This is a genomic window from Baekduia sp., from assembly GCF_035318805.1.
Lineage (GTDB): Bacteria > Actinomycetota > Thermoleophilia > Solirubrobacterales > Solirubrobacteraceae > Baekduia.
The window spans coordinates 1-18422 of the sequence record NZ_DATHDY010000007.1; the positions used below are offsets into that span (position 1 = coordinate 1).

The 18422-nt window shown below is 72.9% G+C and carries 17 protein-coding genes and 1 tRNA gene; 10 read left to right on the forward strand and 8 right to left on the reverse strand.

Annotated features, from left to right (window positions below):
- Positions 1–137 precede the first annotated feature (137 nt).
- Positions 138–902, reverse strand: a complete 765-nt coding sequence (locus VK501_RS00360; protein ID WP_324333474.1) for a Nif3-like dinuclear metal center hexameric protein — start codon at positions 900–902, stop codon at positions 138–140.
- A gap of 81 nt (positions 903–983) precedes the next feature.
- Here VK501_RS00360 and VK501_RS00365 point away from each other — a divergent pair, with 81 nt between their 5' ends.
- The 3 genes from VK501_RS00365 (at position 984) to VK501_RS00375 (ending at position 3042) form a co-directional block, all read left to right on the forward strand.
- A complete protein-coding gene (locus VK501_RS00365) occupies positions 984–2705 on the forward strand; it encodes an RNA polymerase sigma factor (RefSeq protein ID WP_324333476.1) in 1722 nt (573 codons plus the stop codon).
- Complete coding sequence (locus VK501_RS00370; RefSeq protein ID WP_324333478.1) at positions 2702–2953, forward strand: hypothetical protein; 252 nt, start codon at positions 2702–2704, stop codon at positions 2951–2953. The genes VK501_RS00365 and VK501_RS00370 overlap by 4 nt, the downstream gene beginning before the upstream one ends.
- A gap of 15 nt (positions 2954–2968) precedes the next feature.
- A tRNA-Pro gene (locus tag VK501_RS00375) sits at positions 2969–3042 on the forward strand.
- Positions 3043–3196: 154 nt separating this feature from the next.
- On the opposite strand, the gene VK501_RS00380 is transcribed toward VK501_RS00375, so the two are convergent.
- Positions 3197–3760, reverse strand: coding sequence for an XRE family transcriptional regulator (locus VK501_RS00380; protein WP_324333480.1), 564 nt, complete (start codon positions 3758–3760; stop codon positions 3197–3199).
- Between the two features lie 48 nt (positions 3761–3808).
- On the opposite strand from VK501_RS00380, the gene VK501_RS00385 reads away from it, so the two are divergent.
- Positions 3809–4681 (forward strand): class I SAM-dependent methyltransferase, encoded by an 873-nt coding sequence (locus tag VK501_RS00385; RefSeq protein ID WP_324333482.1) that lies wholly within the window; start codon positions 3809–3811, stop codon positions 4679–4681.
- Positions 4678–4800, forward strand: a complete 123-nt coding sequence (locus VK501_RS00390) for a hypothetical protein (protein ID WP_324333484.1) — start codon at positions 4678–4680, stop codon at positions 4798–4800. The genes VK501_RS00385 and VK501_RS00390 overlap by 4 nt, the downstream gene beginning before the upstream one ends.
- Positions 4801–4835: 35 nt before the next feature.
- On the opposite strand, the gene VK501_RS00395 is transcribed toward VK501_RS00390, so the two are convergent.
- From VK501_RS00395 to VK501_RS00405, 3 genes are all read right to left on the reverse strand, one after another.
- The gene (locus tag VK501_RS00395) at positions 4836–5837 is read right to left on the reverse strand and encodes a DUF2600 family protein (RefSeq protein WP_324333486.1); all 1002 of its coding nucleotides are present in this window, start codon (positions 5835–5837) and stop codon (positions 4836–4838) included.
- 115 nt (positions 5838–5952) lie between these two features.
- Positions 5953–8535, reverse strand: coding sequence for an ABC transporter permease (locus VK501_RS00400; RefSeq protein ID WP_324333488.1), 2583 nt, complete (start codon positions 8533–8535; stop codon positions 5953–5955).
- The gene (locus tag VK501_RS00405) at positions 8532–9155 is read right to left on the reverse strand and encodes an ABC transporter ATP-binding protein (RefSeq protein ID WP_324333490.1); all 624 of its coding nucleotides are present in this window, start codon (positions 9153–9155) and stop codon (positions 8532–8534) included. Before VK501_RS00405 ends, VK501_RS00400 begins: the two co-directional genes overlap by 4 nt.
- 506 nt (positions 9156–9661) lie before the next feature.
- Here VK501_RS00405 and VK501_RS00410 point away from each other — a divergent pair.
- Both VK501_RS00410 and VK501_RS00415 read left to right on the forward strand, forming a co-directional pair.
- Entirely contained in the window at positions 9662–10207 is a 546-nt protein-coding gene (locus tag VK501_RS00410; RefSeq protein WP_324333492.1) for a hypothetical protein, read from the forward strand.
- A complete protein-coding gene (locus VK501_RS00415; protein WP_324333494.1) occupies positions 10204–10917 on the forward strand; it encodes an ATP-binding cassette domain-containing protein in 714 nt (237 codons plus the stop codon). The genes VK501_RS00410 and VK501_RS00415 overlap by 4 nt, the downstream gene beginning before the upstream one ends.
- Before the next feature lie 109 nt (positions 10918–11026).
- Here VK501_RS00415 and VK501_RS00420 read toward each other — a convergent pair whose 3' ends face one another.
- Positions 11027–12607, reverse strand: a complete 1581-nt coding sequence (locus VK501_RS00420) for a hypothetical protein (RefSeq protein WP_324333496.1) — start codon at positions 12605–12607, stop codon at positions 11027–11029.
- A 214-nt stretch (positions 12608–12821) separates the two neighbouring features.
- Here VK501_RS00420 and VK501_RS00425 point away from each other — a divergent pair, with 214 nt between their 5' ends.
- The 3 genes from VK501_RS00425 to VK501_RS00435 all read left to right on the forward strand — a co-directional run bounded on the left by VK501_RS00425 (position 12822) and on the right by VK501_RS00435 (position 15769).
- Positions 12822–13601: a glycosyltransferase family 2 protein gene (locus tag VK501_RS00425; protein ID WP_324333498.1), complete on the forward strand. Its 780-nt coding sequence runs from the start codon at positions 12822–12824 to the stop codon at positions 13599–13601.
- A gap of 72 nt (positions 13602–13673) precedes the next feature.
- Complete coding sequence (locus tag VK501_RS00430; protein ID WP_324333500.1) at positions 13674–14378, forward strand: response regulator transcription factor; 705 nt, start codon at positions 13674–13676, stop codon at positions 14376–14378.
- A 2-nt stretch (positions 14379–14380) separates the two neighbouring features.
- On the forward strand, positions 14381–15769 hold the full coding sequence (locus VK501_RS00435) for a HAMP domain-containing sensor histidine kinase (RefSeq protein ID WP_324333503.1): 1389 nt from the start codon (positions 14381–14383) through the stop codon (positions 15767–15769).
- Between the two features lie 129 nt (positions 15770–15898).
- On the opposite strand, the gene VK501_RS00440 is transcribed toward VK501_RS00435, so the two are convergent.
- Both VK501_RS00440 and VK501_RS00445 read right to left on the reverse strand, forming a co-directional pair.
- Positions 15899–17707, reverse strand: coding sequence for an ArnT family glycosyltransferase (locus VK501_RS00440; RefSeq protein WP_324333506.1), 1809 nt, complete (start codon positions 17705–17707; stop codon positions 15899–15901).
- A gap of 9 nt (positions 17708–17716) precedes the next feature.
- A complete protein-coding gene (locus VK501_RS00445) occupies positions 17717–18412 on the reverse strand; it encodes a hypothetical protein (RefSeq protein WP_324333508.1) in 696 nt (231 codons plus the stop codon).
- Positions 18413–18422: the final 10 nt, after the last annotated feature.

Sequence of the window (18422 nt, forward strand, 5' to 3'; positions counted from 1 at the left end):
CGCCGCTGACCGGCCCGGCCGGCGCCTGAGGCCACCCGATCCCTTGCCGATCCGACCAGGATCGGCTGCGAGATCGTGCGACCTCAGGCATCCGCCCGGACCAGCCATCGACGGGACCGCCTCGTGGAACAACCCATCTAGATCGGGTTGGGCACGTCGACGAAGACGTGCCGGATGCCGTACTCGCGCTCCAGCAGCTCGCCGAGGCGACGCACGCCGAACGTCTCGGTCGCGTGGTGGCCGGCGGCGAGGAAGTGGATGCCCGCGTCGCGCGCGATCGAGAAGGCACGCTCGGCCGGCTCACCGGTCAGGAAGGCGTCGAGCCCCAGGTCGATCGCCCCGTGGACGTCGTCGGTGGCCGCGCCGGAGACGATGCCCAGCGTTCGGATGCGCTCCGGGCCGCCGGCGACGACCAGCGGCGCGCGGCCGCCGACGAGCGCCTGGACGCGCTCGGTCAGCTCGTCGATGGTCAGGCCGTCGCCCGCGAAGCGGACGTGGACGCCGATCGGTCGTCCACCCTGCTCGGCGAAGCGGCCCTCGGTCGTGGCGCCCAGGCCGGCGGCGATCAGGGCGTTGTTGCCGTGCTCGGGATGGCCGTCGAGCGGCAGGTGGTAGGCCGCGAGGCCGATGTCGGCGGCGAACAGGGGCGCCAGCCGGCGGCGCTTGAGCGGAGTGATCTCCAGCGGCTCGCCGCGCCAGAACAGGCCGTGGTGGACGAGCACCAGGTCGGCCCCCTCGGCCGCCGCCCGGTCGAGCAGGTCGACGTTCGCCGAGACCCCGGTGACGATTGTCTGAACGTCGGCGTCGGTGGGTACCTGGAGGCCGTTGGGGCAGTAGTCGCGGAACGCATCGACCTCGAGCAGGCGGTCCAGGTGGTCGACGATTTCCGAGATGGCTGGCATATGAGGTAAGGGAAACGCTACAGTTCCCGCGGAGCGCGACCACGGGAAGGGCCGCGCGCATGGGGAACAGGGAACGGGAATTTGGCCACGCTCGCCGCACCCGGGATCTCCGCCACCGCGCGGAGTCGCACCGACGTCACCGATCACGACCTCGTCCAGGCCGTCCGCGCCGGCGACGACCACGCCTTCGAGCGCCTGTACCACCGCTACCACCGGCGCATCGCGGGCTACATCTTCGGGATGGTCCACGACTACGGGCGCGCGGAGGACCTCACGCAGGAGGTCTTCGTCTCCGCGCTGCGGCGCATGCGCCAGACCGAGCGGCTGATCGCCTTCAAGCCCTGGATCTACGAGATCGCCAAGAACGCGTCGATCGACGCCTTCCGGCGGTCCAAGCGCGCCGAGGAGGTCAGCTACGACGCCGACGAGGGCCTCGGCGCGGCCGACCACGTCAAGCTCGCCGCAACCGGCCCGTCGCCCGACGCGGCGGTCGACGCCAAGCAGCAGCTCGACCATCTCTGCGGCGCGTTCGGCGGGCTGTCGGACGCCCACCACCAGATCCTCGTGCTGCGCGAGCTCGAGGGCCTGTCCTACCGCGAGATCGGCGACCGCCTGGGCATGAGCCGGCCGTCGGTCGAGTCGACGCTCTTCCGCGCCCGGCGGCGCCTCACCGAGGAGTACGAGGAACTGGTCACCGGCGAGCAGTGCCTGCGCATCCAGGCGATCATCGCCGGAGCGACCGGCGCCGCGCTCGGCCTGCGCGACACACGCCGCGTCGGCAGCCACATCTCCTACTGCCGGCCGTGCCGCCGGCAGGCCGTCGCGGCGGGCCTGGACGCCGCCGCGCTGGCGCGCCGTCCGGTCCGCGCGAAGATCGCCGCGTTCCTGCCGCTGCCCGCGTTCCTGCGCCGGCGCTGGCTGCCCGACGGGTCGGCGGACGCCGCGACGGCGCACGTCGCCCACCACGGCTCGTCGCTGGCGCAGATGTCGATGGCGGCCGCGCAGTACGGCGAGCCGGCGATGTCGGGATGGATGAAGGCCGGTGCGGTCGCCGCCGCGGTGGCGGTGGCGGGCGTGGGGACCGGCGCGGTGCAGCACGGATCGGGCTCCGCGACGCCCGACGGCCGGGACGCCGTCCAGCGGTCGGTCGCGGCGACGCCGGCGGGCGGCGGCGCGGCCGGCGCGGGCGCGGGTGCGACCACCGCCTCGCGCGGTGCGCCCGGCGCCGCGAGCACGACGTCGTCGGCTCGGCGCCTGAGGGCGTCGTCCGGCACCGTGACCGTGCGGCGGACGCCCGGGCGCGGCGGCACCTCCCGGCTCGAGTTCAGCGCGGGTGCGCCGGCGGCCTCCGGCGACCCGAGCGCCGGCCCGGCCACGGCGCCGGGCTCCGGCGCCGCGGCGGGCGGTGGCTCGGCGACCTCCGGCACGCCGGCGGGCGCGCCTTCGGCGTCCAGGCCGACCTTCGCCGCCGGCGGCGTGACGCAGACGGTCACCGACGCGGTGGCCGGCGCAGGCGCCGCGGCGGGAGCGGCGACGGGCGGCGCGGCGACGGGCGGTCCGGCCAGCAGCTCGGAGCCGCTGGTGCAGCCCGACCTCACGCAGCTGACCCAGGCGCCGGCCAACACGCCGCCGCCGACGACCGCGGGCGGCGTGGTGCAGAACGCGACCGGCGCGGTCGGTCAGACCGTCGGCGGCCAGGTCGGCGGCGCGGTCAAGGACACCGGTGCGGTGCTCGGCGGCACGGTGGACCAGGTCGCCGCAGGCGTCGGCGGCGTGGTCGGCGGCCTCCTCGGGGGCACGTGACCGGCGACGGCGCGGAGGACCTGCTCGAGTCGCTCACGGAGACGGGGCTCTACTCGATCGGCGCGTACTTCGCCGATCGCCACCCGGAGCTGTGCGACGACGTGATCGCCGAGGCCCAGGCGATCGAGGACGAGGGCCTCGCGGCATGGGCGCAGCGCGCGGGCACGACGCTCGACTCCGCCTTCCAGACGCTCGTCACCGGTCTGGCGGTCCGCTACTACAAGGCCGTCGCCGGCTCGTCCGAGTAGACTTGCTCCGTACCTCGGGGCGTGGCGCAGCCTGGTAGCGCGCGCCGTTCGGGTCGGCGAGGTCCCCGGTTCGAATCCGGGCGCCCCGATAGAGGGCAGTTGCCCTCAAGCTCAGGACAAGGCGCAGAGTCAGGTTTGGCTCTGCGCCTTAGCTTTTGGGACAGGTGACACCGACGCCGAGGGTCACCGAGAATCCCTTCTGTCCCCTCAGATTCCCCTCAGAGCTGCGACACCGGTCGCCGATCAGGTGTGGAGATGGGCGCGCTCACCGTGGTGATCGAGGATGCTCAGGATCTCAGCGGGTCCGCCGTGACCTCCCATGCTGTGCGGGGTCATCGTGTTGAAGCTGGCCGCCCGCCCGGCGGGGACGAGGACCTCGCGACTCGCGAGTCGCAGCCGCACGATGCCGTCAAGCACGTAGAACCAGTCGCGGCCGGGGTGGACGCGCGTCTCGCGTAGCCGCTCGCGCTCCGGGAGGCGCATCTTGACCACGACGCGTCCGGACGTGTCGTCGGGAGGGGTGAGAAGCCAGAACGTGGAGCCGCCGGCGCTGTCACGGCGAGGGCGGATCACGACGTCCTCGTCGTCGTCCTCGATCAACAGCTCGTCGACCGTCGTGTCCAGGACGCGCGCGAGGGCGACAAGGTGGTCGAGCGCCATCCGGCGCTGCCCGGTCTCCAGGCGGCTGAGCGTCGAGGGCCCGATGTTGGCTCGGCGTCCCAGCTCCTCCAGCGACCAGCCCCGAGCCTGACGGAGTGACCGGAGCCGGCGACGAGCGACACCCTCGAGCGAATCGTCTTGCGTCATTGGCAAGACCATATGCCGTTCGCGCAGATCAGGGGTAGCGTGGTCAGCATGACGAAGCACGGGCACTCGCACGAGGGACACTTCGATGCCGAGCGGGTCGCGGCCGCCCTCGAGGTCGAGGGTCAGCTGGCCTCGGGCCTCGCAGCCGAAGCGATCGCGCTCTGCGCCGACCGGTTCGCGGACCAGGGCCGCACGGTCGAACGCGTCGTCGACATCGGGTCCGGGCCAGGCGTCGACACGGCGCGGCTCGCGGAGAGGTTCCCGTCCGCGACCGTCGTCGCGGCCGACGGCTCCACCGCGATGCTGGCGCGTGCGGAGGCTCGAGCGAAGCGACTCGGCTTGGCCGATCGCGTCGAAACCTGCGCCGTGGACCTGAACGGCGATCTCCAGATCGTCGGCTCGTGCGACCTCGCCTGGTCGGCGATGGCCATCCATCACGCCGAGGACGAGGTCGCCACGCTCAGCCGCATCCGAGAGCTGGTTCGCCCGCAGGGCCTCGTGTGCCTGCTCGAGCGCGCCGACCCGATGGCGGTCCGCCTCGCGGATGACCTCGGACGACCAGGCATCTGGGAACGTCTCGAGGAGGCCCGCTCCGAATGGTCCGAGCGCGCGCGCCCGACGCTGCCGGGCGCACCGAACGCCGAGCGTTACCCGAGCATGCTCGCGTCCGCGGGACTCGACGTCGTCGCGTCCCGGACGCTGACCAACACCGTGACGGCGCCCGAGGATCCCGCGACGCGCAAGTTCCTCGGCGCTCAGCTGCGAGCGACCGCGCGGAACGTCGCGGACCTCGCCGACGCTGCCGACGTCGAAGCGCTCGTCGCGCTCGTCGACGCGAGCCGAGACGCTCGCTGGGACGGCGTCACGGTCACCTCGAGCCGCAAGCTCTTCATCGCGCAACCGGCCGCGGGGCAGTCGTGACCGTCGTCGCCGCCGAACGCCGGCGCAGCATCCTGATCGCGACGTGCACCGCGCTGATGGCCGTCGTCGCCTCGGCGTCGGGCTCAACGTCGCTCAGCAGGATCTCGCGCTGGACCTGAACGCGTCGCAGAGCGGCGTGCTCGCGACGAGCTGCTCAGGCGTCGGCCTCCTTGTATGCGACCCGCCAGGCACGCATGAGCGGAAGCAGCACGCGAGTGAGCGATCCACTTCGCGCGAGCAGCTCGTCCGTCGAGGCGCGGAGTGGCTCACCGCGTGCGCTGTCGCTCGTGAGGTACATGGCCGTCATCGAGGCGACGATCACGAGGTGATGCTCGCCGCGCCGGAGCGCTCCGACCTTGCATAGCGCGCGGTCGATCAGGCTGGCCAGCCGCTCCTGCGCAGCGTCGGGCGATCCGTAGTAGCTCATGTAGTTGTGCGCGCCGGTGGCAGCGTCGTCGAACTGGTCGATGTAGTTGTCTAACAACGTGCCGACGGCTCCGACCCAGATGTAGGCATCGACGGCCTCGTCCAGATCGTCGGGCGTCGCGCGCTCGTCGGCGGCGAGCGCGAGGGCAACGATCGCCGTCATGAGCGAGGCGGCGCCGGCGGCCAGCTCCCACCACTCCAGGTCCTCGGTCCTGCCGAGATCCGTCGCAGCGAACTGCCGGAGCAGTCGCGGCCGGTCGCGCTCGTTGGGACCGTGTTCGATGTCCATCACGTGCGCACGTTGGGTCTGCTGTACCAGCAACGCTCGGGCAGCGCCGTACCCGGGAAGGCGAGCGCTCACCGACCGGCATGTGCTCGCCAGCGCGTCGAGGTAGCCACCATCGGCGGGTCGGCGGTCACCGAAGTACCCGGCCCACGGGCGTTCGACATCGACGATCGTGGCGAGCGTGCGGATGGTGCCCGCCGCCTCGGTTGCCGATGAAGCGCGGCCGGCGCGTTCACCGGCATGGTCGTGGAAGTTGGCGAGGATCTGGAACGCAACGAGCAACTTGACGAGCTCGTGGTGTCGTCGGGTCGGCAGGATCCAGAACAGCGCTGCTCCGTCGAGCAGCGGGCGTTTGTCGCTGAGCGCCGCGAGGGCGTTGCTCCGCATCGACGGGTCGGGGATCGTCAGCGCACGGGCATGCCATTGCCCGATGGTCGCGCGCACGATTCGAAGACCCCATGCGAGTTCGCGCGTGGCCGCGGAAACCAGCGCGCTCACCTGCGCGAGCGAGAGCGGCGCGGGATCTCGTTGACGAGTCCTCGCCGGCACCGGCGCGAGCTTAGCCGCGCCAGGATGGTCGAACCCGGGCCACGAGATAGCCGGGCACGATCACCACGAGCAACGACGCCCCGACAACGGCCGCGACGGTCACCACGGCCACGTCCAGGCGCAGCGACTCGACCGCTGGGAAGCCCGTCACCACCTGCACGCCCTTCGTACCGAGAACCTGCCCGAGGAGCCCGAAGACTCCGCCCGTGACAGCGCCCGCGCCGAAGAGGACGCCGGTCTCGATCAGGAGCATCCGCCACATCATCCCCGTGCGGGGTCCATGCGCCTTGAGACGCGACACGGCGGCGCGGTGCTGCCACAGGAGCCCTGTCATCGCGGCGCCCATCGCCAACACCGCGGCGATCAGCGTCACCGTCGCGATCTCACGCAGCCGCGCCAGACCGGCGCGTGAGATCGCGCGCTGGCGGTCGCCTCGCTCCTCGCCCGTTTCAACGCGCAGCGGCGAGCGCGGCCCGAGCGCGTCGGCCACCTGTCGACGGGCGGCGATCGCGGATACTCCGGGGCGCACGTGGAACTGGTACGCCGCGACGGCCGTGGTGCCCCAGGCCCGGGCGAAATCGTCGGCACCGAGGACGATCGCGCCGGCCGACCATCCGAGATTCGTGGTGATCGCCGCCACCTTGAGCCTGACCGGGTGGGGCGCGTCGAGGGTGAAGCGCTGCCCGACGTCGAGGTGAAGGTCTTCGGCCAGCGCCTGTGACACCGCCGCCGCGCCGCCGCGCCTGATCTCGTCGGCGGGCCGCGCGTCGTCGCCCTCGAGGATCTGGTGAGGCGGGATCGGGTTCTTGACGTCTTTCGGCTGGCCGATGATCCACGCCCGCTGCCCGGCGAGGTCAAGGAGCCCGGCGCGGTACAGGCTGACGCCTCGCACGTCGGGCAGCCGGGCGAGGGCTTCCGTCGCGGTCGCAGGGAACGTCGCCGTCCCGATCGAGCTGCCCGCTCCGCGCGGGGCAGCCCAGACATCTGCGGTTTCGGTGAGCCCGGTCGTCAGGTCGTCCAGACCGGCCTGGAGGTTGATGCGCGCGCCCTGCAGCGCGGTGGCGCCGAACACGGCGATCGCGCCCGTCGCGGTGATCGCGAGCGCTCGAGGTCGCCACCTTCGCGTCTTGAGGTGCTGGAGCGCCAGTTGGGCGGCATTCCACGACACCGGGCCCCGCCGGTTCCACCACTCCAAGCCCGAGATCGTCGCCGAGAGCGCCGAAGGGAGCACGAGCACCAGCGCGGCGCCCAGGAGGACAAGCCCGACCATCACCGCGCGGGGCGCAAGCACCGTGATCGCGGTGGCGGCGCCGAGACACGCCACGCCGGTCAACAGGATCGAGACGTTCGGCCCTTGGCCCCGGTGGGCGTCCGGTGGCGTCTGTCTCCGCCACGCTGGGCGCAGCCGATTCGGGATCGTGGCGACAACGACTTCTCGAAGCGGAGCGAGCACGCCGATCGTCGCGGCCAGCAGACCGCCCGCGCCGGCGATCGCCACGCTCTGCCAGGTGACGATCCGCTGATCGCCCACGGGAAACGCGCCGGAGAGGAAGCTCACGTCCGAGGAAAACCCAGCCCGCGACAGCAGCTCTCCCGCCCCGAGACCCACGACCGTTCCCAGCAGGCCGACCGCGGCGGCGTCGACCAGCAAGGTCACCAGTCGTGCCGACGGCCGCGCCCCAATGGACCGTTGTTGCATGGCCATCTTGCGACGGTCGCCGGCTGTCACGAGCAACGCGCAAGCAGCGAAGAGCCAACCGACGAGCGCGCTGAGGACGCTGAAGGCCAACGTCGCCTGATCCGTCGGCTTGGCAGCGTTGTCGAACAGGTGGCTCTCGTAGTCGGCCGGCCGAACGTCGAGCCCACCCACCCCGGCCAGACGCCGAAGCTCGCGGCCGACGGTCGCGAGCTGCCCAGGCTTGGCCTCGACGACGATGCGGCTCACCGTTGGCCCGCTGCGGGCGATCTGTTGGAGGTAGCGCAGCGGTAGCAGCGCGATCGACGTGTCCGCCAGCGATCCGACCTGCTCGCGGCCCGCGACGACCGCGGGGACGGTGAGCCGTCGTCCGGCGATCTCCACGCTGACATCGTCACCGAACTTCACGCCGATGCTGCTGGCGACGGGCGCGGTGATGACCAACGTCTGCTGTCTTGCGGCATCAGCGCTGCTGAATCCCTGCAGCAGCTTCCCGCGCAGCTTGACGATGCGCGGGTCGGCGCCGAAGAAGATCACGCCCCGGTCGCCATGCGGGCCCACGATGTTGCCCGGAACCTGGAGGACCGGGGCGGCCCGCTGTACCCCGCCAAGAGCGATCACCCGGTCGTAGAGCTGCTCCGGCAGCCCGACCGACCCGCGTGACACGAGCTGGAGCTGGCTGTTTCCGACCAGCCCTTCGTTCAGCTTTCGGACGGGAGCAGACAGTGAGGTCGAGGCGACGTTGGCGGCGTACAGGAGGGCCACGCCGGAGGCGATCCCGAAGACGGCCATCAGCTCGGCCACCCACCGTCGGCGGAACCTGACCGCGTACAGCATCAAGACGCTTCCGAGCCGCAATCGTCCCCGGGCGAGCGGCTCCAAGCCGGCCAGGCTCACGTGCGCGGCCTCGACTCCGTGGCGAATTCGCGCAGCGCTCCGTCCTGCAAGGCATACACCTTGTCGGCATATTCCATCGCGTGTTCGTCATGGGTGACCAGCAGGGTCGCCATGCCCCGCTCACGGGTCGTCACCCTGAGCAGTTCGAGGACCTGGTGGGTCCGCCGGCTATCGAGGTTGCCGGTCGGCTCGTCGGCGAGCACGACGCGCGGGCCCATCGATAGAGCACGCGCGATCATGACTCGCTGGCGCTCGCCCATCGACAGCGTCTCGGCGCGCTGTTCGCGCCGCTGCGAGAACCCCACGGCGTCGAGCAGCGATGCCGCGGCTCGCCGCGCCTCCCGAACCTTGCGCCCGGCGCAGATCAACTTGAACGCAGCGTTGTCGATGGCGCTCGCCCCGTCGATGAGGTCGGACTCCTGCCCGACCCAGCCCAGCACGTGCATCCGGTAGTCCGACGCCTCCCGGGACGAGAGCGCGGTCACGTCTACGCCGTCCACCAGGACCGCGCCACCGTCGGCCGACTCGATGCCCGCCGCGATCCTCAGCAGTGTGCTCTTCCCCGAGCCTGACGGCCCATACAGCGCCACGAGCACGCCGGAGTCGATCTGAAGCGACACGCCATCAACGGCACGAACGACCTCATCTCCAACGGCGAAGTGTCTCCGAACGTCGCGAAACTCCAAGACCGGCCCCGCTCGCTGCTCGGCCGCCGCGTGGAGGCCAGCGTCGGAGCGCAGATCCGCCGAGCGTCGCCCGACCCCGGCGCTCGGCATTCGCGGCCGGTCCACCCTCACACCGACCCGCGGTCGTGACAGAGACGGCGTGCCGCGCCGAACCCGTCATCTTCGATCATGGTCTTCCGCATCGCTCGGGCACCGACACCACACTCCGTTTTGGAGACGTGAACATATCCGACGCAAACGTTCAGATGTCGCACGGCAGCGCGGGTTCGGGCCGTTCCGGCAGGACGCCAGCTCGCCCGTCGAGCAGCCCCTCATCGGGCTTCGCTCGCCGGGTGCCTGGCCGTGAGGCAGAAGTTCCCTCCCGGACACCTAAAGAGATATGCTCGCGTCTATAAAGGGTCGAGAAAGTGTCGGAATCAACGCGTCTCACAGTGCTGGGCATGGTCCGGCGTCGCCCGAGGAGCTACGGGTACTCCCTCGTCGACGAGGTACAACGCTGGTCTGGCCCCGAAGGCGTCGTCCCGGCGCCCCGAGCGGTCTACAAGGCGCTTGAAGTTCTGCGCGACGGCCGCCTGATCGAACCGCTTCAAGTCGTCAGCGATCGAGACGTCGGCGGCCCGAGCCGGCGCCGCTACATCGCGACCCCCGCGGGCGAGCGTCGCTATGAAGCGTGGCTGTCCAGTCCGCCCGAATCGTTCGCCGACCTGTTTCGCCGGTTGGCGACGGCCCGCGAGGACGACCTGCCCGAGCTGGTCGAACTCGTCGTCACCGCCGAGCACCAACTCATCGCCCACCATCGGGACCTGCGTGCACCGGAGGTCGGCTCGCTGGTCAAGGAACAGGCGCCGTGGGAGGCCGTCTGCGCAGCAGCCCTGGCTGCCGCCGAACGCAACGAGGTCGCATCGCGGGCGACGTTCCTGCGAGACCTGCGCCGCACGCTTGAGGACCTCCGGGAACGGCCCAACGCCGGAACGGTGGCCCCGTGAGACCGCTGGTCCAGGTCGAGTCGGCCAGCCTCTCCTTCTGGCGCGGTCCCAGAGCGATCGAGGTGCTGCGCGAGGTGTCGCTGGAGCTCCACGCCGGCGAGTTCGGCGGCATCTGGGGACGGCGCGGTGCCGGCAAGACGACCCTCGCCAGGATCGTCGCCGGAGTCCAGGCGCCCGACGCAGGACGGGTCCTCTTCGACGGTCGCGAGCTGCGCGACCCTGACCGTGACGGCGAGCTGATGGCGCAGATCGGGCTGGCATCGCGCCGCGGACCCGACTTCGAGCACATGGACGCGCTGACGTGGATCATGTCGACCCTCGTTCACCTCAGCCCGTGGCGGACCGCGCAGCGTCGCGCCCGAGCCGCTCTCGATCGCGTCGGCATCGGGGACGTCGCCTCGATGCCTTGGGACCACATGTCCGACGGCGAGCGCATGCTCGCGGCTATCGCCCAAGCGATCGCGCGCGGGCCCCGCCTCGTCATCGTCGATGACCCCGTGGCCGGTTTCGGAGACCAGGACCGAGCCGAGGTCATGGACTTGCTTCGCGACATCGCCGCGGACGGCGTCGCGGTGCTGATGACCGCCGCCGAACTCTCCGAGCTCCACGGGGCAGACCAGATCTGGGCGCTGGACAGAGGACGCCTCGACGGCCCGCCGCCTCGGCCGATGGGTGCCGTTGTGCACCTGCGAGCCTCCGGCGGCGATTGATCGTTTCCGCTGCCGGCCGCTCCGCCGTGTAACCGGTCACGAATGGTCACTACCCGAACCGTTGAGAAGGCCCGCCAAGCGGGCCTTCAGGCGTTCGAGGGCCCGCGCGTCATCGGCAGGCCGGCAGCCGGTCGAGGAAGCCGCTCACCGAGAACCGCGTCTCCAGGACGAACACGCCCGGCCGATGGGCCTCCAGGAGGGTCCACCCGCCTTGTTGCGACACGCATCCCGTACCCGTGAGCAGCCGCCAATACGGCGTCCAGTGCACGCGGACGAGCACCGGGCCGGGCCGCCGGACGACGAGGCGGACCTTGCCGTCGGAGACCTGGACGTCGCGCGCGCGGGGCGAGGCGAGCGGCAGCGTGTCCCGGACGCGGAACAGCCGCCAGTGGCGCCCCGTCCACACCGGCTGCAGGAAGGACGGCGATCGCCCCACCAGCCGCGCCTCCTGGCGGCCCGCGTCGTCCATCGGCGTGTCGGGCAGCGCGACGAACTCCACCGCGTTGGCGCGCAGCCAGCGGTGATACGCGGCGGGATCCAACCGGGGCTCGTAGAACAACGGGTTCAGGCGCCGGTCGAGCTGGCGCTCCCATCCGCGCGCGAGCGTGAACTCGCTCGCGAGGTACGCGGTCTCCCAGTGTCCCCGGGTGAACGGGACCTCGACGCGCGCCGTCTGCGCGCCGTCGAGCCGAAGCTGGGCGATCAGGGGTTGGTAGTAGGACCTGACCGATGAGGGATCGTGCCAGCCGTGCGCCGCCTGGGTGAACGGGTCGACCCACTGCCATGCGGCAGCAGCGCACAGGACGACCGTGAGGGCGATCCGCCGAGCGCGGGGCGCACCGGCAGCGGCGACGAGCAGCGCCGGCGCGACGAAGGCCGTGCCCAGCCGGGTGACGTTGCCTCCCATCGGGCTCGGGATGGCGAAGCAGAGGATCGCCGTGCCGGCGTAGAGGAGGAGCGGCACGCGCAGGCGGCGGACGGGACCGACCGCCAGCGCGGCGGCCAGTGAGATGGAGGCCGTCACCGCGAACGACGTGGACGAGAACGGCTGTGACCCGCCCTCGGGAAAGGCGGTGCTGAGCAGGAGCACGACCGCCAGGGCCGCCGCGCCCATCGCCAGCCCGTCTCGGCGCCGGCCGGTCGCCGCGATGCCGACGCCGGCCAGCGCCAGGAAGAGGCCGGCCACGGGGCTGGTCGCGGCGCAGAGGACCGCGAGGCCGGCCGCCAGCCGGGGCCGCGCTCGCAGGAGCGCGGTGACCGCCGCCAGTCCGATCGTCACGCCGAGCGCGTAGGTCAGGCGTCCGATGAGCAGGTCGGCCGAGCAGCCGACCGCGAACCACCGGCTGGCCGCGTATCTCCGGCCCGGGCCGAGCAGCGCCTCGAAGAGGGCGGCGGACAGCACCGCGGCCAGGGCTCCGGCCACACGCGCCCCGATCGCCGCGCCGACCACCGGAAAGACCAGGGAGTAGCCGGGCACATGATGGCCGCCGTACCACCGGTTGTCCCAGATCGTGAACCCGTCTGCGGCGAACATCCCTACGCGATGCAGCTGCGCCGCGAGGTCGGGTGTGGTGGGACCGGCCACGAGCCACAGGCCGGCGAGGACGGCCGTGATGCTCCAGCTCGGCGGCGTGCCGAGCCGGCGGCTCGACAGCGCCGTGGGCATCGACGGCGACGAGGCGCCGGTCACGGCGCGGCGTCCTGCGTGGGCTGGAGCGCGTCGAACACGTCAGGGGCCTTCCGGCGGAGGCGCTTGGCGCCAACCGCAACGTATGAGCCGGCGATGAGCTGGAGATGAGCGCGGACCGCCGGGCGCGAGATCGACGTAACGCGATGCCAACGCGGCCCGCCACGGAGGGCAACCGCCGCGCACATACGTTCCGGTCCCATCGGATGAGAGCGCCATGAACCCCACGAGCAACACCACGTCCATGTCGGACTTCGGCCGCGAGCGACGGGCCGCGGACCGGCTCAGCGGCCTGACCATCGTGCTTCCGTGCTTCGACGAGGCCGAGAACCTGCCGGACGCCGTCCGGTACGCGACGATCGCGGCCGAGCGCTGTGCGGCAGCGCACGAGATCATCGTGGTCGACGACGGCAGCACCGACGAGACCGTCGCCGTCGCGGGCCGGCTGGCGGCCGCGGATGCGCGCGTGCGCCTCATCGTCCACGGCGAGAACCGCGGCTACGGCGTCGCGCTGCGCTCGGGCATCGCCGCAGCGCAGCAGCCGTGGGTGCTGCTGATCGACGCCGACCTGCAGTTCGACGTGGGCGAGCTCGCGGCGTTCCTGCCGCTCGCGCCGTCGGCCGACCTCGTCGTCGGCTGGCGCATCCTGCCGCAGGGACCGGTCGGCCGGCGCGCGGGCGGCGCGCTGTGGAATCGCGTCGTGCGTGCGGCCTTCGACCTCCCCGTGCGTGACGTCGACTGCGCGTTCAGGCTCGCCCGCCGCGAGCTGCTGGAGCGCCTCGACCTGCGCGCCGGCGGGGCGCTCGTCGGCGCCGAGCTCCTGGCGAAAAGCGCTGCCGCCGGCGCCCGCGTGGCCGAGGTCCCGGTCCACCACCGGATCCGGGTCGCCGGCCGTCAGAACGGCTCGGGCGCGCGGCTGTCGGCGCGGACGCTGCGGGAGCTCGCCGGCCTGCGGCACGCATTGCACAGCGGCCTCCCGCCCAAGCCGGGTGCCTGACGACGGGCGCGCCGGCCCCGCGGAGGCCGGCCGCTGACTGCGTCGCCGCCCGCCGTTACCGTGGGCGCAGCGATGACGTCTCCGACCTTGGACATCCTGGTGTGCGACGACGAGTCGTCCCTACGCGAGGCGCTGCGCCAGTCCTTCCAGCGCGAGGGCCATCGCGTGCTGGCCGTCGCCGACGGCCGCGCGGCGATCGACCGCGCGACCACGCAGCACTTCGACGTGATCCTGCTCGACGTCGCGCTCGGCCCGGGGAGCCCCGACGGGTACGAGGTCTGTCGCGAGCTGCGCGCCCGGCGCAACGCTGTGGCGGTGATCATGCTCACCGCGCTCGACAGCGAGGCCGACGCCGTGCTGGGCCTGGAGGCGGGCGCCGACGACTACGTCGTCAAGCCGTTCCGCCCGGCCGAGCTGCGCAGCCGCATCCGCGCGGTGATGCGGCGCGTCGGGGCGGGGGACGGACGCACGGGCGGTGCGCTGCGGGTGGGCGCGCTGGCGTTGGACCCGGACCTGCGCGACGTCCAGCGCGACGGGCAGCAGGTCGACCTCACGTTCTCGGAGTTCGAGATCCTGCACGCGCTGATGGCCCAGCGGCATCGCGTCCACTCCAGGCACGACCTGCTGCGCGCGATCTGGGGCGACAGCGCGTACCGCGACCCGCGGTCGATCGACGTGCACGTCCGGCACCTGCGGGAGAAGCTCGAGGCGTCGCCGGAGGAGCCGCAGCTCATTCTCACGGTGCGCGGCGCCGGGTACCGCCTCGGCGAGCCCTGACCGTGCGCTTCGGCATTCGCGAGCGGTTCGTCGCCCTGCTGGCGGTGCTGTGCGCCCTGACCCTCGCCGTGGCGGCGGTGGGCCTGTTCTCGCCGCTCGACCGCCTCCTGCGGGACGCTGCGCGCGAGACGCTGGCGCAGTCGGTGCACAGCGAGCTGGGGGACTTCACGGCGCTGCCGTCCGAGGCTGTGCACCCCGGCGACCGGCGGCTGCTCGCCGCCATGCGGCCGCTGCGCCGCACGGGCGCCGACGTCGCGGTGCTCGACGGCTCCGGCCGTGTGCTGGCGACCACCGATCCGGGGCGCGAGGAGCCGTTCGTGGCGGCCCACGACGCCGTGCGCACCGGCAAGGAGCGCCGCCTGGTGGTCGGCGGCTCGCAGCCGGAGGCCGAGATCGCCGTTCCCGTCCACATCGACGGGGTGCCGGCGATCGTCGCCGCGCGCCGCCCGATCGAGGACGTCGAGGCCGTCACGCGACTCCTGCGCCGCGCGTTCGCGCTGGCAGCGGTCGCCGGGCTGCTCGGGGCGGTCCTGATGGGCGTGCTGATCGCCGGGCGCGCGGTCGGCCGGATCCGGCGGTTGCGCGACACCGCCGAACGCGTCGCGCAGGTCGGACCGGTCGCCGAGTTCCAGCCCGAGGGCGGGCGCGACGAGATCGGCGACCTGAGCCGGACCTTCGCGGTCATGCAGACCCGGCTGCGCGAGCAGGAGCAGGCCCGACGCGCCTTCGTGGCCACGGCCTCGCACGAGCTGCGAACGCCGGTCGCGTCGTTGCAGGTCATGCTCGATCTGCTGATCGCCGACCTGGACGCCGAGCCGGCAGCGATCGCCGACGCCCGGCAGCAGGCGCGCAGCGCCGACGAGCAGGCGGGCCGTCTGTCGCAGCTGGCCGGCGAGCTGCTCGACCTCAGCCGGATCGACGCGGGCTTGCCGTTTCGCCGGGAGCCCGTCGCGCTCGGCGAGGTGCTGCGCTCGGTCGTCGCCGAGCAGCAGGTGCGCCTCGGCGGGGAGGGACGGAGCGTGGGCATCGCCGACGGTGAGGACCGCTGGGCGTTGGCCGATCCTGGCAACGTCGCGCGGATCCTGCGGATCCTGATCGACAACGCCCTGCGCCACACCGCCGCGCCCGGCGGCGTCTGGACGCAGCTCACCACCGACGGGGATCGCACCGGGATCGCCGTGCAGGACGAGGGCCCGGGGATCGCCGCGGAGGACCGGGAGCGGATCTTCGAGCGCTTCGTCCGCGGCGTGGAGGCCCAGCCCGGCGGCTTCGGGCTCGGGCTGGCGATCGGGCGGGAGCTGGCCCGGCGCATGGGCGGCGACCTGGTGCTCGAGGACACTGCCGCCGGGGCTCGCTTCATCCTGTGGCTTCCGCGCGCCACGGCGCCGTGACCGTCGGCGCGCTTCGACGCGGCCCACGGTCAGGCCGACCGCAGGCCGGGAGCCTCCTGCGAGCGCCCCGGAGGACGGCGAGGGGCGTACGGCGACCGCGGCGCCGACGGCCGCGGGAACCTCGAGCATCTACCGCGCCCTCCCGGCGGCCGGGGTCGCCACGAGGCGGAAGAGCGTTCGCGGCGGCTGCCCCGCCGCCGCGCTCACGTCGACCGCGTGCCGCTGCGCCCAGCGGATGGCGTCCGCGCACCCGGTCTGCGAACACGATGCGCGGCCGAGCAGCGCGTAGCGCACCTGACCTGTGGCGACGAGCCGCTTCAGCGCAGCGCCGTCCAGCAGCGGGCGCCCCTTGAGGCTCGTGAGCATCAGCACGGGCCGGGCGTCGCGGATGATGAGCGGGGCGGCGCGCACGACGCTCGGGCTGGCGACCTCGTAGCGGGCCTGGCCCTGATGGTTGATCAGGAAGCGGCTCAGAGCGGCCAGCCGGGCGGGCGACGTGCGCAGCGGCACGCCGGCGTCGGAGCGATGCTGGCGGGCGACCGTGACCGCTCCCGAGGCCGGCACGGCGAGCACCGCGACCAGGCTGCAGGCGAGCAGGGCGGCGGTCCGCTGAGGATGGCTGCGCAGGACTGCGGCGGCCGCGCAGCCGGCGACGGCCGCGACCGCGACGATGACCGCCCACGTGGGCGGCGAGGCCAGGAGCACGCTGCCGGTGGCCACGACCGCGGCGGCGCCCACGAGCACTCCGGCGCTGAGGCGCCGGCCCGGTCGGGCCGCGGCGACCAGTCCGGCGAGCCCGACCCCGACGGCGGCGGCGATCGCCGGCGTCGCCGCCTCGAGGTAGCGCGGCTGCAGGCGCTGCATGTGGCTCAGCAGACCCACGCCGAGGACGAGCCACGTCCCCAGGAACACGGCTCCGGCCAGCGCCGGCCGGTCGGCGCGTCGATCCGCGCGGCGCCGCGCGATCCCGGCCGCGGCCGCGCAGGCGCCGAGCACCAGCGCGGCGAGCAGCATCGTCCCGACCGTCGTCGCGTAGCCGTGGCCGGAGGCGCGAAAGAACCGCGCGGCGCCCGGCGGGTCCAGCGCGAGGGCGGCCGGCGTCGCCGGGGTCCGCAGGCGGTCGATCCCGTTGAAGACGAAGATGACGTTCCAGATGCTGCCGTTCGTCGAGCCGATCGGCCACGGACGGCCGCTGAGCGGGGTCAGCGAGGCGGTGGCGATCCAGCCCAGGCTCACGGTGAGGAACGCCACGAGGCTGCCGCCGAAGGCCAGCGCGCGCCGGCGCCAGGGCAGGTCGACCGCGATGAGCATGAGCAAGGCGAGCGCCGGGAGGAAGATGAGCGCCTCGAACAGCTTCACGTTGAACGCCAGCCCGAGGGCGCCGCCGGCGGCGACGATCGGCCAGGCGCGGCGCGACTGCGCGCCGACGACGACCAGCCAGGCGGCGAGCACGTCGAGCAGCATCATGACCGAGTCCATCGTGTCGCTGTGGGCGGTGAGCACCGCCGTGGGGAGGACCGCGAGCGCCGCCGCGGCGCCGAGCCCCGCGCGGCGGCCGAACAGCCGGCGGACCAGGTCGTACAACAACGGGATCGCCAGGATCCCGGCGGCGACCTCGGGCACGCGGGTGGCGATCGCCGTGAAGCCGAGGAGCTTGACGCTCGCGACCTGGAGCCAGAGGTCGCCCGGGGCCTTGTCGATCGACACCTGCGCGCCCGGCTCGAAAGCGCCGAAGAAGAAGTTGTGCCAGGACAGCGTCATGCTGCGCACGGCGGCGTCGTAGTACGGGTTGGGCTCCACCCGGTCGAAGGCCCACAGCCGCAGCAGGGCGCCCAGCAGCACGATGCCCGCCAGCGGCGCGGCGGTCACGACGCCCGCATGCGCGGCGATCTGCGCGCGGGGCGCCGTCCGTCTCGAGGTCAGGGTCCCGGACTCCATGGACGCCCCTCAGCCCTTCGTCAGGATCCAGACCGTCACGGGCTCGCCGGCCAGCGCGGTCTCGTGGAAGGACCCCACGACGTACCGGCGCCCGGTGATCGTCACGGTTCCGCGCGATGGCAGCTTCGCGTGTGCGGCGGCCGGGAGGGAGGCCCGGACGTGCGCGGCGCTCCGCCCGCGAACGACGACGTCGACCGGGTAGTTGCGGTGCATGTAGCGCACGAAGCCGATCTCGTCCTGGATGGAGACCTGCAGGCGACCGAGCGTGCGCCCGCCGGGCGTGCGCAGCGTCATCTGGGTGGGAGCGACCACGAACGGGACACCGGCGTCCGCGAGCAGCCGAGAACCCTGCACGATGCGGACGCGCGAGACGTGCCAGTGGTACCAGACCGGCCCGAACTCTTGGCGGACGTATGCGCGCACCGCGCCGACGTTCCCGGACGCGAGCGCGCGTCGCAGGCCAGGGTCGCGACCCACTCGGTGCGGCGTCCCGACGGCGACGCCGCCGTGGGCCTCGTCGGCGTAGCGTCGCCGGGCGGTGGCGGTCAGGCGGTCGATCGACGTGGCCACCGCCTTCGCGGGGGCGGCGACGGTGGGGGTGGCGGCCGTCGGGGCCGGGGGCGTCGCGGCCGACGCGGCGCAGCCCGACGCCAAGCCGACGAGCGCGATGCCCGCGGCGCGGCGCGAGCGGACGAGCGGGGACATGGATCTCCGC

Coding starts and splice junctions, on each gene's coding strand:
- VK501_RS00385 (WP_324333482.1), top strand. CDS start 3,809: ATGACGAAGCACGGGCACTCGCACGAGGGACACTTCGATGCCGAGCGG.
- VK501_RS00445 (WP_324333508.1), bottom strand. CDS start 18,412: ATGTCCCCGCTCGTCCGCTCGCGCCGCGCCGCGGGCATCGCGCTCGTC.
- VK501_RS00380 (WP_324333480.1), bottom strand. CDS start 3,760: ATGACGCAAGACGATTCGCTCGAGGGTGTCGCTCGTCGCCGGCTCCGG.
- VK501_RS00425 (WP_324333498.1), top strand. CDS start 12,822: ATGAACCCCACGAGCAACACCACGTCCATGTCGGACTTCGGCCGCGAG.
- VK501_RS00410 (WP_324333492.1), top strand. CDS start 9,662: ATGGTCCGGCGTCGCCCGAGGAGCTACGGGTACTCCCTCGTCGACGAG.
- VK501_RS00360 (WP_324333474.1), bottom strand. CDS start 902: ATGCCAGCCATCTCGGAAATCGTCGACCACCTGGACCGCCTGCTCGAG.
- VK501_RS00440 (WP_324333506.1), bottom strand. CDS start 17,707: ATGGAGTCCGGGACCCTGACCTCGAGACGGACGGCGCCCCGCGCGCAG.
- VK501_RS00430 (WP_324333500.1), top strand. CDS start 13,674: ATGACGTCTCCGACCTTGGACATCCTGGTGTGCGACGACGAGTCGTCC.